At 66.8% G+C, this 16,011-nt stretch carries 14 protein-coding genes; 8 read left to right on the forward strand and 6 right to left on the reverse strand.

The features are described 5' to 3' along the window. Window positions 1-23: 23 nt before the first annotated feature. The gene (locus EV646_RS34690) at window positions 24-926 is read left to right on the forward strand and encodes a LysR family transcriptional regulator (RefSeq protein ID WP_132156316.1); all 903 of its coding nucleotides are present in this window, start codon (window positions 24-26) and stop codon (window positions 924-926) included. Window positions 927-1,011: 85 nt separating this feature from the next. Here the strand turns inward: EV646_RS34690 and EV646_RS34695 are convergent, their stop codons facing one another. From EV646_RS34695 to EV646_RS34710, 4 genes are all read right to left on the reverse strand, one after another. Next, a complete protein-coding gene (locus tag EV646_RS34695) occupies window positions 1,012-1,617 on the reverse strand; it encodes a hypothetical protein (RefSeq protein WP_132156319.1) in 606 nt (201 codons plus the stop codon). Continuing rightward, window positions 1,614-2,192, reverse strand: a complete 579-nt coding sequence (locus tag EV646_RS34700; protein ID WP_132156321.1) for a hypothetical protein — start codon at window positions 2,190-2,192, stop codon at window positions 1,614-1,616. Before EV646_RS34700 ends, EV646_RS34695 begins: the two co-directional genes overlap by 4 nt. 132 nt (window positions 2,193-2,324) lie before the next feature. Next, window positions 2,325-2,864: a dihydrofolate reductase family protein gene (locus tag EV646_RS34705; RefSeq protein ID WP_132156322.1), complete on the reverse strand. Its 540-nt coding sequence runs from the start codon at window positions 2,862-2,864 to the stop codon at window positions 2,325-2,327. Between the two features lie 28 nt (window positions 2,865-2,892). Further along, complete coding sequence (locus EV646_RS34710) at window positions 2,893-3,456, reverse strand: NADPH-dependent FMN reductase (protein WP_241996526.1); 564 nt, start codon at window positions 3,454-3,456, stop codon at window positions 2,893-2,895. Between the two features lie 97 nt (window positions 3,457-3,553). Between EV646_RS34710 and EV646_RS34715 the strand changes: the two genes are divergently transcribed. Together EV646_RS34715 and EV646_RS34720 are read left to right on the forward strand one after the other, a co-directional pair. After that, a complete protein-coding gene (locus EV646_RS34715) occupies window positions 3,554-6,601 on the forward strand; it encodes an AfsR/SARP family transcriptional regulator (protein ID WP_132156326.1) in 3,048 nt (1,015 codons plus the stop codon). Between the two features lie 69 nt (window positions 6,602-6,670). Next, window positions 6,671-8,182 (forward strand): LLM class flavin-dependent oxidoreductase, encoded by a 1,512-nt coding sequence (locus tag EV646_RS34720; protein WP_132156328.1) that lies wholly within the window; start codon window positions 6,671-6,673, stop codon window positions 8,180-8,182. A 7-nt stretch (window positions 8,183-8,189) separates the two neighbouring features. On the opposite strand, the gene EV646_RS34725 is transcribed toward EV646_RS34720, so the two are convergent. Further along, a complete protein-coding gene (locus tag EV646_RS34725) occupies window positions 8,190-8,816 on the reverse strand; it encodes a DUF6308 family protein (protein ID WP_132156330.1) in 627 nt (208 codons plus the stop codon). 218 nt (window positions 8,817-9,034) lie between these two features. Between EV646_RS34725 and EV646_RS34730 the strand changes: the two genes are divergently transcribed. The 5 genes from EV646_RS34730 (at window position 9,035) to EV646_RS34750 (ending at window position 14,891) form a co-directional block, all read left to right on the forward strand. Beyond that, window positions 9,035-12,664, forward strand: coding sequence for a DUF6531 domain-containing protein (locus EV646_RS34730; RefSeq protein WP_132156332.1), 3,630 nt, complete (start codon window positions 9,035-9,037; stop codon window positions 12,662-12,664). A gap of 8 nt (window positions 12,665-12,672) precedes the next feature. Further along, window positions 12,673-12,900 carry a hypothetical protein gene (locus tag EV646_RS34735; protein ID WP_132156334.1) on the forward strand — a complete coding sequence of 76 codons (228 nt, stop codon included), beginning with the start codon at window positions 12,673-12,675 and terminating at the stop codon, window positions 12,898-12,900. 179 nt (window positions 12,901-13,079) lie between these two features. After that, the gene (locus EV646_RS34740) at window positions 13,080-13,265 is read left to right on the forward strand and encodes a hypothetical protein (RefSeq protein WP_132156336.1); all 186 of its coding nucleotides are present in this window, start codon (window positions 13,080-13,082) and stop codon (window positions 13,263-13,265) included. A gap of 177 nt (window positions 13,266-13,442) precedes the next feature. Beyond that, window positions 13,443-13,730 carry a hypothetical protein gene (locus EV646_RS34745; RefSeq protein ID WP_206752058.1) on the forward strand — a complete coding sequence of 96 codons (288 nt, stop codon included), beginning with the start codon at window positions 13,443-13,445 and terminating at the stop codon, window positions 13,728-13,730. 147 nt (window positions 13,731-13,877) lie between these two features. After that, window positions 13,878-14,891, forward strand: a complete 1,014-nt coding sequence (locus EV646_RS34750; protein WP_132156338.1) for a TRM11 family methyltransferase — start codon at window positions 13,878-13,880, stop codon at window positions 14,889-14,891. A 168-nt stretch (window positions 14,892-15,059) separates the two neighbouring features. Here EV646_RS34750 and EV646_RS34760 read toward each other — a convergent pair whose 3' ends face one another. Then, the gene (locus tag EV646_RS34760; protein WP_132156340.1) at window positions 15,060-15,668 is read right to left on the reverse strand and encodes a DUF4291 domain-containing protein; all 609 of its coding nucleotides are present in this window, start codon (window positions 15,666-15,668) and stop codon (window positions 15,060-15,062) included. Window positions 15,669-16,011 lie beyond the last annotated feature (343 nt).

A 16,011-nucleotide genomic window follows, 5' to 3' on the forward strand; every position in this document is an offset into this window, starting at 1 on the left:
CATCGTGTAGCTAAGCTGAACGGATGCTGGATCTGCATCGGCTCCGTCTGCTGCGTGAGGTGCACGGCCGCGGCACCGTGCATGGCGCCGCGCGGGCGCTCGGGTACACGCCGAGCGCCATCTCGCAGCAGCTCTCGGTGCTGGAACGCGAAGCCGGCACGCCGCTGCTGGAGCGGGTCGGGCGCAACGTCCGGCTCACTGCGGCGGGACAAGTCCTCGTGCGGCATGCCGAGACGCTGCTGGAGGGGATGGAGGCAGCCGAGGCAGAGCTGGCGACAATCGCGGCCGGGCGGGCGGCTGGAGTGGTCCGGGTCGCAGCCTTCCAGTCCGCGTTCCTGCGCATCGTCGCTCCCGCAGTACGAACGCTGTCCGCCAGCCACCCGGACATCCGCGTCGAGGCGACCGAGGCCGAGGTGGAGCAGGCCGCGCCGGCTGTGAGGTTGCAGCAGCTGGATGTGGTGGTCGGGGACGAGTACGACGGTCAGCCGCGGGCTGTGCATGCGGATCTGCGTCGAGAGCGGTTGCTGCGCGAACGCATCCACGTTGTGCTGCCCACGGACCATCCCGCGGCCGGCGTCGACCAGGTGCCGCTTGCGCAGTTGGCCGACGTCCAGTGGGCTGCCTGCCAACCTGGCACCGGGCATTGGGAGATGCATGTGCGAGTTTGCCGGGAGCTCGGAGGCTTCGAGCCGGACCTGCGCTACAGCTCCGACGACTTCCTGATCCTCCTCGAGTTGGTCCGCACCACCGGCGCCGGCGCTCTGCTGCCCGATCTGGTGCTCGGCTACGGCGCCCCCGGCGTAGCGTTCCGCCGACCGGCCGAGGGCGCAGTCGGCCGAGAGGTCTTCCTCCTCACCCGCCGGAGCCGCACCCCAGCAGTAGCCGCGGTGGCCTCCGCCCTCCGCACCGCCGCCCGCAACACCTAGCGCCGTAAGGGTTGTGACGTCGCCCCGGCGATTGGACGCTCAGCCCGTACGGCGGTGTGCGCTGTACGGGCTGAGGTTTTGGCGCTTACAGAGCGAGTAGGCGCTGGAAGAAGGCGCGGTACTTCTGCAGGGCGGTGCGCAGGTCTTCGGTCTCGGGCTCACCGTCGGACCATTGCTTCTCCAGGTCTTGGTGCTGGTGTTCGAAGCTCTCCGAGAGGCGCTTGAGTACGTCGTCGACCAGCTTGTCCGCCTCCGTCACCGCGTTGCGCGGATCGTCGACGAAGCTGCCCTGGATGACCTCCCAGCGGGTCTTGAAGTCGACGGCCGCGTCTTGCGGGACAAGCGGTTCGTCGGCCGTGGTCTGGGCGTCCTCGGCTGCCATCGCATCCGCCGGGGTGCCACGGTCCTGCAGCTCGTCGGCGGCGTCCGTACGGTCGTCGACGGCGTCAGCACGATCGTTGGTGGCGTCGGCACGGTCTGCGGTGTCGCTGGTGGCGTCGGCACGGTCTGCGGTGTCGCTGGTGGCGTCGCCGGTGGACCAGTCGGAGCCGGTGCTGTCGTCTGCGTCCGTACGGTCGTCGGCCTTCCAGTCGGAGCCGCTGCGGTCGTCGGCGGCTTCGGCGCGTTCGGCGTCGGTCATCCGGCGGTCGTCGTCCGTTGCGGTGAAGGGGCGGTCGGTCGGCGTGGTCATGCTTCCTCCCTGGCGTCGGTCGGTTGTCCGCGGTGACCGTTGCCGGCGCTGTCCGCCAGTAGTGCGTCAACCAGCAGGCGATAGTCGGTGACGGCGTGCCGAAGCTGTTCGGTGTTGGTCTCGCCGCGCGTCTGGGCGACCGCGACCCGGTGTGCGTCTCGGTAGTGCTCCGCGACCTCCGGGTGGTCTACCGAGATGTCGTTGACGCGCTGGTCGAACTCGTCGACCGGATAACCCGCTTCACGCATCATCTGTACGACGAGCTGGTCGGCGTCGGCCACCGCGGCCGGCGGCTCGTCGACGAAGCTCTGCTGCACCCGGTTCCACTCGGCGCGGTAGTGCTCGGCCGACTCGCGGCTCAACGGAGTGATGTCGAGCTTCTGCACCCGGCGCTCCCTGGCGCGGAGGTCGCGTTCGGTGGCGCGCCGATCGCCCGACTCCTCGAGCGTGCGCTCGTACTCCGGGCCGAAGCGCTCCTGCAACTGCCCCGACCGCCTGCGCTGGTACATGTAGAGCAGCGCGGCCGCGGCGAGAACGGCAACGACGATGATGACGACTGTCAGGACGGTACCCATCAGACCTCCAGTCCGGTTCAGCCCCGAGGCCGCTCCGGTACCCGCGGCGACGCCCAGACAAGCGCCAGACAAGCGTCCAGCCGGTCACCGACGGGATGCGGTGACCGGCTGGGTGCGGATCGTGCTGGTGTGTCAGGCCTTCGGGGCCAGCTTGTGGACGATGATGCCGGACTTGAAGGTGGTCGAGCCGAGCAGCTCGAGGTGGGTGATGTCGAGGCCGGAGTTCTGGAACATCGTCTCGCCGTCGGCCAGCACCGGAAAGATCCAGAAGTGGTACTCGTCGACCAGCTTGTGCTCCAGCAGCGTCTTGGAGAACTCGCCGGTTCCGTACTTGATCAGGTCGCCGCCGTCCTCCTCCTTCAGCCGCTTGACCGCCTCGGCGGCGTCGCCTTCGAGCAGGGTGGCGTTCCAGGTCGTCTCGGTCAGCGTGCGAGAGGCGACGTACTTGGGCATTGCGTTGAAGTGGTCCGTGAACGGGTCGCCGCTGCGCTGCGACCACGCCTTCGCGAAACCCTCGTAGGTGGCCCGGCCGAGCAGTTGCGCCTCGACGCCCTCCATCAGCCCCTGGGAGTAGGCGGCGTGCTCGTCGTCCCAGTACGGCGGGCTCCAGCGCTGCGGGTTGTCGATGACGCCGTTCAGGGTCACGAAGGTGGTCTCGATCAGCTTCCTCATGGTCGTTCCCTTTCTTACTGCTGGTTTCTCACTGTTGGTAAGGACGCTTGGTGCGCGCGTCCCGGAGCGCTTGGGCCCACCAGACGAGCTGGTCGAGCATGGTCTTGGCTTCCGCCTCGTAGCCGGCGCTGGCGCGTGGCCAGTCGCCGTCGCCGGTGAACTGCTCCCAGTAGCAGGGGAGCGCGATGGTATTGCGGATGCTGACGGCCTGGAGTTCGGTGAACACCTGTCGCAGCTGTGCAGCGGCATACCGTCCACCGGTCTCCCGGCCGTAGCTGACGATCGCTACCGGCTTGGCGTGCCACTCCTCGTAGTACCAATCCAGTGCGGTCTTCAGTGGCGCCGGAAAGCTGCTGTTGTACTCCGGCGTCACCACAGCGAACGCATCCGCCGTCGCAAGCCTCGGAGCCAGTACGGCGACCTCCGCCGGCGTCGGGTCGTCGGTGTCGGGCAGTGTGCTCGGCAGGTCCGCAGCGGCGAGGTCGACCAGGTCGACGTCGAACTGCTTGGCTGCCTGCTTTGCCAGCCAGTGGGCCACCGTCGGCCCGAAGCGCCCGTTGCGGGTGCTGCCGATGATCACTGCGAGTCGCATCTGCCTGCCCTCCATCCGTCTGCCTCAGACTCTGCCGGAACCCCTTTACGGTTTCTTTCCGGTCGGCCGTAAGGCTCGCCGGGGATAGGGTGCGGCCATGCGTTTCGGGGTGCTGGGACCGGTGACGGCCTGGACGGACGCGGGGGAACCCGTCACGATCCAGGGACTGAAGGTGCGTGCCCTGCTGGCCGACCTACTGGTCCACGAGGGTCGCCCAGTGCCGGCGGACCGCCTGATCGACGACCTCTGGGGCGACGACCTGCCCGGCAACCCGTCCGGCACGCTCTCCGCCAAGGTGTCCCAGCTACGCCGCGCCTTGGAGGACGCAGAACCAGGCAGCCGTCTCTTGGTGTCGTCCGGTCCAGCTGGGTACTCACTCGCCGTCGACGAATCTTCGTATGACGCTCTGGCCTTTGCCGCCCGGGTCTCGGCTGGCCAGCTGGATGAGGCACTGGCCTTGTGGCGTGGTCCGGCGTATGCCGACTTCGCCGACTTCGCGTTTGTCGAAACGGCTGTGGCTCGGCTGAGCGAGCAGCGGCTGAGTGTCTTGGAGAAGCGGGTCGCTGCTGGTGACTATCCAGTGAGCGAGCTGGCGGCGCTCGTGGCTGAGCACCCGTTGCGTGAGCTTCTGCGTGCGGCGCTAATGAAGGCGCTGTACCGGAGTGGTCGGCAGAGCGAGGCGCTTTCGAGCTACGAGGAACTGCGGCAGCTGCTGGCGGAAGAGCTCGGGCTGGACCCGAGTCCTGAGTTGGTGGCGCTGCACCAGTCGATCCTCACGCAGGAGCTGCCCAGTCGGCGTACGAACCTTCCGGCTCAGCTCACTGAGCTCATCGGGCGTGCTGACGCTTTGGCGGACGTCAGTGCGTGCCTGGCGTCTGCGCGGTTGGTGACGCTGACAGGTCCCGGGGGAGTGGGCAAGACCCGACTGGCTCTGGCTGCGGCTGCAGAGGTGGCAGACCGGTTCTCTGATGGTGTGGTGCTGGTTGAGCTGGCTGCGGTGACACCTGCGGCCTTGGATGTCGCGTCGTCGCTGACGGACGCCGTACAGGCGGCGCTGGATCTTCGGGAGGTTGCTGGGTCTGCTGACGCTGCGGTGGAGCGGCTTGCGGCTGTGCTGGGGTCCCGGCTGTTGGTGTTGGACAACTGCGAGCAGGTGGTTGCGGAGGTCGCTTCGCTGACCGATCGGCTGTTGGCTGCCGCACCTGGCCTGCGGGTGCTTGCCACGAGTCGCGAGCCGCTGGGTCTGGCCGGTGAGGTTGTCTGGAGTGTGCCGACGCTGGAGGTGCCTTCACCGTCGGATGGTGCAGTCGGTTCGTTCAGTGCTGTGCAGCTGTTCGTTGCCCGGGCGGCTGCGGCTTCGCGCGGGTTCACCCTGACTGAGGAGACGGCTGCGGATGTGGCCGTGCTCTGCCGGAGGCTGGACGGGATCCCGCTCGCACTGGAGCTGGCTGCGACGCGAGTACGGGCGCTAGGGGTGCGTGGACTGGTTGCGCGGCTGGACGACCGGTTCCGGTTGCTGGCGACCGGGCATCGTGGTGCTGCTCCGCGTCAGCAGACTCTGCTTGCGATGATCGACTGGAGTTGGGAGCTGCTCAGTCCGGACGAGCAGACCGTGCTGCGACGTCTCGCCGTACATGCTGATGGTTGTATTGCGGACGCAGCGTCTGCCGTATCTGGTGTCGACGTGCTGGATGTTCTGGTGCGGCTGGTGGACCGGTCGCTCGTCGTACCGGTGCAGGGGGTGGACGGGCCGCGGTACCGGCTGCTGGAGTCTGTGGCGGCGTACTGCATGGAGAAGCTTCGGGACGCTGGCGAGCTGGAGTCGATGCAGCAGCGGCATCTGGAGTACTACACGTCCTTCGCGGAGTCGGCTCGGCCGCATCTCTATGGCGGCGAGCAGAGCAGGTGGCTGCAGCTGCTTGATGAGGACTCGGCCAATTTGCGTTCGGCGCTGGACCGGGCTGTGGCTCTTGGGGAGTTGCAGCTGGCAGAGCGGTTGGTGGATGCGCTGGCTTGGTACTGGTTCCTGCGTGGGCGGATTGCTGAGGCTGTGCGGTCACTGAAGGTCTTGCCGGGTTCGGCCGTTGCTGGTGCTTGGCGGGCTGGGTTCTTGTACGTACAGGGCTCTCCAGACGCAGCCCGCGAGCGGGACCGGTGGCTGGAGTCGGCTGATGCTCGGGCACAGTGGTGGATCGCCTTCACTGGCAGCGATGCAGGGGACCTGGTGACGTGTCAGGCGCTGCTGGAGCGGTCGCTGAAGTCCTTCGAGGCGGACGGTGACCAGTGGGGAGTCGCAGCTGTGCTGGCCGCTCGTGCGAAGCATGCACATGTGCGGACTGATCTTGCTGCGTTGCATTCGGACGCGTTGGAGAGCGCTCGGATCTTCCGCTCGGTTGGTGACCGGTGGGGGATGCTGCAGGCGACCTCGTGGCTTGGTTCGCATGCGGAGCTCGTCGGTGACTTTGACGAGTCTGCGCGGCTCCACACCGAGGGTGCGCAGTTGGCTGAGGAGCTAGGGCTCTGGCCAGAGGTTGCCGGGGCGCTCGGCATGCTCGGGTGGACTGAACTCAGGCAGGGCCACTACGAGACCGCCCGTGCCCACGGTGAGCGCGCACTGCGTCTGGCGACGGAGCAGGGGCATCGCTCGACCCAGGCCCTGGCTGAGCTCGTGCTGGCGTTCGCAGCTCGTCGTACGGGCGCACTGGACGAGGCGGTGTCGCGGCTACGAGCCCTGGTGGACGCCGCTCGCCGTCACGACGAGCCCGTGCTTTATCTGTCCATCGTGCTATCGGAGCTTGGCGCCGCGCTGGAACTCCAGGGTGACCCGGCGGCCGCTCTCGAGCTCCACGCCGAGGCATTCCGCATCTCCGAGGAGTACGACTCGCGCCGCGGCATGTGCTGGGCGCTGGAAGGCCTTGCTGCGTGTGTGCCGGACAAGACCGTCGCCGCGCGGCTGCTGGGTGCGGCTGCGGCCGGCCGCGCGGCCGACGGGTACCTGTTCACCCCTGCCGAGGCTGTCGACCTGGACCGGGCCACAGCGGCTGCCCGAGCTGCGATCGGCTCCGACGCCTTCGAGGATGCCTTCGCGGCCGGTGCGCTACTGCCGCTCGACCATGCCTTCCGGTTGATTGATCTGTCCAGCTGATGTTCTTGGCTTGAGATTATTTGTTCCACGAAGTAGTTTCGTGGTTGAGCCAACCGCGAAAGGTGAACCATGGACTACGGCCACGAGCTGGTCTTCGGCACGTTTCTGACCCCGGCGGTCGACAATCCCGGCCGGGTGATCGCCCTGGCCCAGCTGACCGAGCAGGTCGGTCTGGACCTGGTTACCTTCCAGGACCACCCGTATCAACCGCGTCTGCTGGACGCCTGGACGCTGCTCTCCGTCGTCGTCGCGCAGACCCAGCGAGTGAAGGTCGCGACGAATGTCGCCAACCTGCCGCTGCGACACCCGGTTGTGCTCGCCCGCAGCGTTGCCGCCCTCGACCTGATCAGTGGTGGCCGCGTGGAGCTGGGGCTGGGCGCCGGCGGGTTCCTGGAGGCCGTGGCTGCCAACGCTGGTCCTCGGCTGACCGCAGGGCAGAGCATCACCGCGCTTGAGGAAGCCATCGCGATCATGCGCGAGGTGTGGACCCCTTCCGGCGGTGGGATCCGGGTGGAGGGCAAGCACTACACGGTCTCCGGCGCCAAGCGCGGTCCGCAGCCTGCCCACGACGTGGAGATCTGGCTGGGCGCTTACAAGCCGCGGATGCTGGCTGTCACCGGGCGGCTGGCCGATGGGTGGCTGCCGAGCGCTGGGCACGCCGGGCCGGACGAGCTCGCTCCGATGAACAAGATCATCGATGACGCGGCCGTGGAGGCAGGGCGCGATCCAGCGTCGGTACGGCGGCTCTACAACGTGTCTGGGCAGTTCACCGGGCGCGGTGGGTTCCTGCAGGGGCCGGAGGAACTGTGGATCGAGCAGCTCGCCGAGCTGACGCTTAGCGAGGGGATGAGCACCTACATCCTCGGCTCTGACAACCCGGACGACATCCGCCGGTTCGCTGAGGTGGCAGCTGGTGTCCGTGAGGCTGTGGATGCTGGCCGGCGCGGTGGCTCTCCCGCGGTTGCTGCCCCGGTTGTGGAGGGGCGCTTCACCGTGGTGCCGACTCCACCTCCAGCTGTACGACGTAGCGCCGTACAGCTGCTGGATGAGTCAGACCGCCCGACCGGTCCGGCGTTGGACCCGGAGCGCACGTACACGCCGTATCAGCTGTCGTCCGGTCAGCACCTGATCGACGTACACGACCATCTGCGGGCTGAGCTCGAGCAGATCCGCGACCTGGTCGAGCAGGTCGCAGCCGGCTCGCTTGGTGTAGGGCAGGCGCGGTCGCACATCAACACCATGACCATGCGGCAGAACAACTGGACGCTTGGCACGTACTGCGAGTCGTACTGCCGGCTGGTGACCACACACCACTCGCTGGAGGACGCGTCGCTCTTCCCACAGCTGCGGCGAGCCGACCCGGCGCTGGTGCCGGTAGTGGATCGGCTGCAGGAGGAGCACCGCGTCATCCACGACGTACTGGAGGGTGTGGACAAGGCACTGGTCGCCCTGGTGGACGGCTCCGGCGACATCGACGGACTGCGGGCAGCGGTCGACCTGCTGGACGACACGCTGCTCTCACACCTCTCCTACGAGGAGCGCGAGCTGGTGGAGCCGCTGGCGCGGCTGGGAGTTATTTAGCCTGCGGTTATTTGGCTTCGCCCAGGAGTGAGGCCAGGATGTCGAGCAGGCGGAGAGTGGGGACCTCGCCGAGCAGCCGCGCGGCCGACGTGGGCGGCTCGGCGATCAGGCGGACCTGCAGCAGCTTGAAGTCGCGGACGTTGGCCGGGTTGACCAGGTCGTTGTGCACCGCGGTGAGGAACTCGGCACCGGCCGACGCCGAGCCGTAGGTCATCCGGATGAAGCTGTCGGTGACCGGGTAGAGGTACGGCCGCTTCAGGTGCAGCAGCTTCGACTTCTTGGCGTGACCGAAGCCGCGGTGGCCGGTGAACTTCTCGTCCAGCGCCATCGCCGCGTCGAACAGCTCGCTGCCCGCGGTCGCGTCCTCCAGCCGCGCGTCGACCGGGATGGCCGCGAGCTCCTTGTCCGCGTCGACCTCGAGCAGCCATGGAATGTCCATCGCGCGCAGGTCGGAGCCGATCACCATCGTCCGGGCCAGGTCCTCGAGCGTGATCCGGTTCGGGTCGGAGCCTCCCACGCACGTCATCCCCGGCAGACCGTCGTAGTAGCGCAATACAGCGCCGTTCGTCTCGGCGTACAGCCGCAACTGTGCTATCGCCTCGTCAACGACGATCTTCCGAGTACCGATGTTCATGAGCCACACCCTCACACTCTTGGTGGCAGACCCGCCAGCGGGCGGACCATCATTCGAACGTTTTCCCACACTGCGTTTCCGCAGATCGTAGGCGACCGGACGCTCACCCCAACGGCAGGGTCACTTCCCGTTATCCACAACCTGTAATCATCCGCTCTCAACGGCCTCCGATCTCCATAGACTCTCAGTGACAGGCCATCAACCGAGCGGAGGCGATCATGACCCTTGTACGGCGCGTGCTCGCCCTCCTTGTGTCCGTCCTGCTCGTTCTGTCGACCGGTGTGGCAGCCAGTGCGCTCCCTCCGGTTCCGCACACCTGCGTCCAGGGCGACGTCAGCGTCACGGCGAACGGCGAGGTGCTGAGCAAGGGGCCGCTGATCGCGAACGACGGTGGGTTCGCCCATGCCGGGACGGGGCTGACGTTCACCTTCAAGGCGCGGACATTTACACCGTCGCAGAACATCTGCGCCATCCAGGTCGCCGATGTCCGGACCTGGCAGGTGAGCGTCTGGCCGTGTGAGAACTACCCGAAGCCGAAGCCGGCTCACACGCAGTCGCTGAGTTGGTCGGTGTCGGTACCGCTCGATTGTTCGCTGAGCAGTTCACCGGGGTTGCTGACCACGTCGCTGACGAACAACAAGGGATCGGCCGCCGGCAACGTGATGATCTACGCCGGCGCCCCGGGCTTCGTGCTGCCGGACAAACAAGCGCGGGGTCTGTTCGGTCCGTTCGCGCTCCAGTCCGACCCGGTGAACTCGCTGACCGGCGCGTTGGTCGCCGCGGAGACCGATGCCGTGGTCAGCGCGCTCGGCGTGCCGCTCACGGTGACGCGGACCTACAACTCCAATGACCAGTTGCCGGGACCGCTCGGGCCGGGCTGGCGTCCGTCGTACTCGGATCGGCTGGCGCTGGATGCCGGGGGAGCGCGGTATCTGGCGTCGGACGGCCGGGAGATCGGGTTCACCCGCTCGGGGACTGGCTTCGTGGTGGAGCCAGGCGCTGCACGTTTCACGCTCGCGCGGTCGGGGTCCGAGTATGTGCTGACGAGCTTCGATCAGTTGCGGATGCGGTTCTCCGCTGCGGGCGACCTGGTGTCGATCCTCGATCGGAACGGTCAGGGCGTCGTACTCGAACGCGTCGCTGGGCGCGTGGCGACCGTGACGAACGGCCGGCGATCCCTGTCGTACGACTACAACGAGCTTGGGCTGATCGCGTCGGTACGGTTGTCCGGGCCGGGCGTGGAGCCGCGGACTGTGCGGTACGAGTACGCCGACGGTCGGTTGACCGGGGTGACGTCGCCTGGCGGAGTGCATACGAGGTACGAGTACGCCGATGGGCGGTTGAAGTCGTCGGCCGTGGCCGATGCGGCGAAGCCTGCCTTCGTGACGGAGTACGACGGCGACGGCAGGGTCATCGCCCAGACGGATGCCAAGGGCGGGAAGTCGACCTGGTCGTGGGAGCCGGCCGGGGTCCGCGGCAAGTCGACCATGACCGACCCCACCGGCGGGAAGTGGATCAACGAGTACGAGCGCAATTGGCTGGTCCGGCAGACCGATCCCACCGGGGCGACGGTCACGTTCCACTACGACTCCGCGGGCAACCTGATCCGCGTCTTCGACAACCTCGGGCACGGCGCTCGTCATGCGTACGACTCGCTCGGCCGGGTCGTCGCGTCGACCGATGCCGGTGGCAACGTCACCCGCCGTACGTACAACGCGTCGAACGACGTCGTGGCCGTCGTCGACCCACTTGGCCGCCGTACGACGTACACCTACGACTCGCGCGGCAACGTGGTGGCTTCGACGTACGCCGGTCGTACATCGTCAGCGGCGTACGACAGCCGTGGACTGCTGACGCAATCGCGAGATCCACTGGGCCGGACGACCCGGCTGGCCTACTCGGCGGATGGTGATCTGGTTGGCGTCGCCGATGCGGCCGGGCGGGTGGCGCGTTATGAAGTGGATGGTTGGGGCCGAGTCGTCAAATCCACCTCACCGCGGGGTGCCGTCAGCAGCTTCACCTACTCGGCCGACGATCAGCCACTCGAGCAGCAAGGGCCGTTGGACGTCACGACCCGGCAGACCTACGACGCCCAGGGCCGTCTCGCGACTGTCGTCGACGGTCGCGGCAACACGACGCGCTTCCGCTACGACGACGCCGGCGCGCTGGTTGGTGTCACGAGACCATCGTTGCCGGAGGCCACAGCCACCTATGACCTGTCCGGCCGGTTGTCCAAACGCGTCGATGCCAGCGGCCGGACTCAGACGTTCGAGTACGACGCCGCCGGACGGACGACTGCGACGACGTACGGCGGCCGGACCTGGCGCTTCGGCTTCGACAAGGCCGGACGGCTGATCCGCACCACCCTGCCCTCAGGCAAGTCAGCGTCGTTCACACTCGATCCGCGCGGCGCGATGACCAAGCTCGCCTACTCCGACGGGACGCCGACTGTCAGCTTCACCTGGGACGCGGCCGGTCGCCGTACGGCGACGACTGACGGGCTGGGCACGACCCGCTTCGGCTACGACGCCTTCGACCAGTTGACCTCCAGCGTCGGCCCTGGCGGATCAGTCGCCTACCGATGGGATGCCGTCGGCAACTTGATCGGGCGAACCGCGGCCGGCCACAGCGAGAGCTACACCTGGGACTCCGTCGACCGACTGGCTTCCGCTGCTGTCGACGGCAAGCGGTTGGCGTCGTACCGCTACGACTTGTCTCGCGGCACAGTCACCACCACGAGGCCGGGCGGCTTGGTGGAGACGCGATCCCTGGACGTTCGCGACCGCACCACCTCGCTCGCCGTGACCCAAGGTGGCAAACCGCTCCGATCGATCACCTCGTCGTACGACACCGCCGACAACCTGATCCGTACCGACGACTCGGTCGCCGGCAAGTCGGCGCACACCTACGACCAACTCAACCGCCTCACCGCCGTCTGCTACAGCGTCGACCAATGCACCGACGACATCCAGAACTACATCCGCTACGACTACGACGGCGCCGGCAACCGCACCTGGGAGAAACGCCCCACCGGCAGCACCTGGTCCCTGTACGGCGCCGGCAGCGAACTCCTCGCCTCCATCACAGCCCCGGCGACGTACCCCCTCGACCCACCCAAGTCGCGCGTCTACACCTACGACCCCGACGGCAACCTCACCTCCGACGGCACCACCACCTACACCTGGTCCGCCGCCGGCAAACCCCTCACCTCAACCACCGACTCCACCAAGACCACCTACACCAATACCGGCGACGGCCGCCGCGCCACCTCAACCACAGGCACCCAGACCACCTCCTACCTTTGGGACCCGCTGTCTCCCCAAGTCCTCGCGACCACAGTCGGCAAAACCTCCACCCGCTACACCTACGGCGCTGGCCTGATAGCCACACTGACAGGCGCCACCACCACCAACCTGACGACCGACCCCTCCGGATCCGTCCTCACCTCTGCCACCCAGCAGGCTTACGAGCCCTACGGAGCTCCACGCGCCACAGCGGGAACGAACAGCGCGGCCCAACCATCCGGCACGCCGAGCCCCGGCTACATCGGAGCCCTCCGCCTCCCCACGGGCAACTACCTCCTCGGCCAACGCGAATACAACCCCACCACCGGCACCTTCCTCACCCCAGACCAGGGCGGCTCACCCAACCCCTACGCCTACTCATCCGGCAACCCCCTCAAGACAACGGACCTCCAAGGCCTCTCAGACATCGACGGCACCCTCACCGACGTCTCCCACATCTCCGCCTACGCCTCCACCGCCGCCCTGGCCGGCGCCGTTATGGGCTGTCGCTGCAGGTTGCGTACAAGGAGGCTGACGCAACTTCGACAACCGCGGGTTATCTGAAGCCCGAGGTGATCGACGCGGCAGACCTGATCATTTCCGGGGATCAATTGAAGAATCCGGCCGTGATCAGAGCCCTCACGGCAGATGGCAGCAGAATTCAGGATTGGGGCAAGTATTCGACGCAGAGCTACCGCAGCCCGTCCGGTCCGTTCCAAGTGCATTTCTACTACAATGAATCCACTGGCAGGGTCAATTACGACATTGACTACAAGACAAAGTTCAACCAGGCTAGGTGATCATGCGAGTCCGATGCTTGAGAATTATCAACCCGGTCACTGGTGCGCACGAGGAGCGAAGGCCGTCGATCAAAGTCGGCGAAGAATATGTGGTGCTCGAGATTGTCGCATCTCCTGGGAGGGATGTGCGACTGCGACTGCATCTTACGTCCGCGGTTCCGAGCCTGTGGTCCTCGGCGATGTTCGAAACGGTAGATCACTCCATGCCGTCGAACTGGGGCGCCAAGGTTTCTGGTGAAGGATTCCTGTCGATCGGTCCTCAGAACTGGCTCGAGGACGGATTCTGGGAACGGTACTTCGACGACGACGCCAGGGCGGTCAACCTCTTCGAGCGTGAGCTATCCACGACATTGGCGGAATCCTAACCTGTGCCGCATTTTCAACAATCGAAATTTGGTCATTGGCAGGCCGTCCTGTCCACGTGTGGGGTGACTGTTGACGTCGTCGGCTGGGCGGGCCTTGGTGCGGTTGGCGGTTGATTGGGTACTGGGCTGGGCCGATAGCGCTGGGTGGCCTGAGGTGCGGGGGTTTGTGGATCCGGAGTGGATTGGGATGAGCGGGAGCTTGTGACGGACTATCTGCCGTCCGGTTTCCTGTTCCGCGCGTTTGGTGGAGTGTCGATGTGCCGATTCTGCGGTTGTGCGAACCGAGCGCTCGAGCTCACCGACGGGACTTGGTATTGGCCGGATGGGCTTGCGCACTATGTGGGGGAGCACGCGGTCCGGCTGCCGGCGGAGTTCGTCGCACATGTGGTTGCCGAGGTGGACAAACTCGAGGAGGTCGAGCGCGACGTGGCGTTCGTACGACGTTGGGCTCTGAACCGTCGCTAGTGACCTCAGCCGCAAGCCGCGCCGCCGTCGTACTGGCGCTGGCTCTAGGTGACGCCGCCTGCGGATTGCGGGGTGGTGTCAGCAGGTGTGTTGGTGACCGCGGAAATTCGCCTGACGGGGTGATGGACTGGCGATAGCGTTTGGCGGATGCGTTACTTCGCTCAGTTTCGGGCGGGGCTCGGCGAGCTGGTGATCGACGCTCTGCGGCGCGATCTTCGGAGCGTGAAGGTGGTCAGCTCCGATGGGAGCAGTCTGATCTTCGACGCTGGTACCGATCCGTCGACGATTGGCAATCTGGGCTACCTGAAGAACGCCTTCAGTGTGCTCGGCATGATTCGACGATGCTCGGCTCAGCGTGCGGCTGAACAGTTTGCCGAGCAGGTGCTCTCGACCCCGATGTTGCGTCGGCAGGGGCGAACGAGCTTCCGGACGATGGTGAGTGTGGACGGGAGGCTGCTCGGGTTGCCCCGCCCGGCCAAGACTCGGCTCGAGTCGGCGATCGCCAAGGCCACCGGCGCGCGGCCGAGCCCCCGTGGTGGCGGCGTGGAGTACTGGCTGATCGGTCGCCGTGACGTCGAATCAATGTTGTTCTGCCAGCGGTTGACGACGGGTATCAAGCCCGGCGCCGCCGGCAGCCTGGGGGCCGACCTTGCGATGCTGCTGGTAATGGCCTCCGATCCTAGGCCGGACGACGTCTTCCTGGACCCGTTTGCAGGCAGTGGTTCTATCGTCCGGGCCCGGATGGCGCTGCCGTACGGTCGGGCAACCTACTCCGATCTCGCCGCCGGGGCGCCGTACCTGCAGGTGCCGTCGGCGATCCGACGTCGCGCCCGGGTCACCGTGCTCGCCGAGGACGCCCTGGAGCTTCCGTCGATCTCGTCCGGTTCGGTGAGCTCGATCGTCACCGATCCACCCTGGGGTGAGTACGACAGGCTGGACGTCGACTTTGCCGCCTTCGCCCGGCGGATGATGGCCAGTTTCGACCGCGTGCTGCAGCCGCGGCGCGGCCGGCTGGTACTGCTGCTGTCGCGGCGGGCGGCTGAGGTAACCCGTGGTCTTTGGCCGTCTGCGAATCTAAGGCTGGTGCAGTCCCACCAGTTGCTGGTCAATGGTCATTCCGCCAGCGCGCAGATCGGCGGCCGACTGCCTCGGGTGGGTTGACCGAGACTCCGAGCCGCTGAAGTAGGGACACCGACGCTGACGAATCGTCAGGTCTGGATGCGTTTGCTGCGGCGGAACGTAAGGGTGAGGTCGATGCCTTCAACCTCGCCTCTCCAGCCGTCGCCGGTTGCGCGTTTTCTCCCGGTGGGGAACGGGCGTGCGTTGGCGTTAGGTGGTGGGGGTTGGGGCTATGTGGGTGGTGAGGGTGGGGGGTAAGGGGTAGGGGCGTTCTTGGGGGAGGAGGGTGTTGGCTTGGGTGGGGTTCGTTTGGGATAGGTGGTGGATTTCGTGCATGGCGGGGGTGGCGTCTTCGATGGTGGTGATCCAGTCGTGGACGTAGTGGTGGACGGCTTCGGGGGAGAGGCCGATCTGGATTGAGCGGATCTTGGGTTGGGGTTGGAGGGTGAGGGTTTGTTCGGGGTCCCATTGGATGCGGACGGGGGAGGTGGCGAGGGTTTCGCGCCAGGCTTGTTCGGACTCGTGGTGGGCTGGGTCGTAGTGGGACAGGCAGCTGTGGGCCAGGGCCCATTCGAAGCCGGCGCGTTTGAGGTGGATGCGGAGTACGCGGGTTTGGCCGGGCTTGGTCGCCCAGCCTGAGCGGTATGCCATCCAGAGGAAGGACGGCTTGATCCAGGTCATCCGGTTGAAGCCGAACGGCGGGACGAAGGTGCCGGCGGCAAGGGCGGGCTCGGCGATCTCGGGTGCGTACGCCTGGTAGACCGCGATCGTCTCGTCGTCGTACAGCGCCCGGATCTGCCGGTACGGCGTCTGCTCCATGTGCGCGATCTTATGACTCGCACAGCAGCTGGATGGCGATGCCTGCTGGGTGAGTACGGCGACCTGCGGGGTCCACCGCCACGGGATGCCGCGCGCGGGCAGCTGCCGGAGAGGGCGCGGCGGGGCTGCGGGGAGGTGGACGTGGATGGTGGCGAGGGGGGCGGGCTGGGGTGTCGGGCGGGGATGGGTGCGTGGGCCTGCTGGGTTGTTGTGGTGGGCAACGGGTGTAATTGGGTTGCGGGTGGTTGGTGGGGGCTGATGATTCGGGCATGACTACGACCGTTGGAGTGTTGCTGTTGCCCGTTGCCGAGGTTTCGGCGGCGTGGGGTCAGCAGAAGCTCGG

Origin of the sequence: Kribbella antiqua, from assembly GCF_004345665.1 — a bacterium.
Taxonomy (GTDB): Bacteria; Actinomycetota; Actinomycetes; order Propionibacteriales; family Kribbellaceae; genus Kribbella; species Kribbella antiqua.

Coding starts and splice junctions, on each gene's coding strand:
- EV646_RS34690 (WP_132156316.1), top strand. CDS start 24: ATGCTGGATCTGCATCGGCTCCGTCTGCTGCGTGAGGTGCACGGCCGC.
- EV646_RS34695 (WP_132156319.1), bottom strand. CDS start 1,617: ATGACCACGCCGACCGACCGCCCCTTCACCGCAACGGACGACGACCGC.
- EV646_RS34700 (WP_132156321.1), bottom strand. CDS start 2,192: ATGGGTACCGTCCTGACAGTCGTCATCATCGTCGTTGCCGTTCTCGCC.
- EV646_RS34705 (WP_132156322.1), bottom strand. CDS start 2,864: ATGAGGAAGCTGATCGAGACCACCTTCGTGACCCTGAACGGCGTCATC.
- EV646_RS34710 (WP_241996526.1), bottom strand. CDS start 3,456: ATGCGACTCGCAGTGATCATCGGCAGCACCCGCAACGGGCGCTTCGGG.
- EV646_RS34715 (WP_132156326.1), top strand. CDS start 3,554: ATGCGTTTCGGGGTGCTGGGACCGGTGACGGCCTGGACGGACGCGGGG.
- EV646_RS34720 (WP_132156328.1), top strand. CDS start 6,671: ATGGACTACGGCCACGAGCTGGTCTTCGGCACGTTTCTGACCCCGGCG.
- EV646_RS34725 (WP_132156330.1), bottom strand. CDS start 8,816: ATGAACATCGGTACTCGGAAGATCGTCGTTGACGAGGCGATAGCACAG.
- EV646_RS34730 (WP_132156332.1), top strand. CDS start 9,035: ATGACCCTTGTACGGCGCGTGCTCGCCCTCCTTGTGTCCGTCCTGCTC.
- EV646_RS34740 (WP_132156336.1), top strand. CDS start 13,080: ATGTTCGAAACGGTAGATCACTCCATGCCGTCGAACTGGGGCGCCAAG.
- EV646_RS34750 (WP_132156338.1), top strand. CDS start 13,878: ATGCGTTACTTCGCTCAGTTTCGGGCGGGGCTCGGCGAGCTGGTGATC.
- EV646_RS34760 (WP_132156340.1), bottom strand. CDS start 15,668: ATGGAGCAGACGCCGTACCGGCAGATCCGGGCGCTGTACGACGACGAG.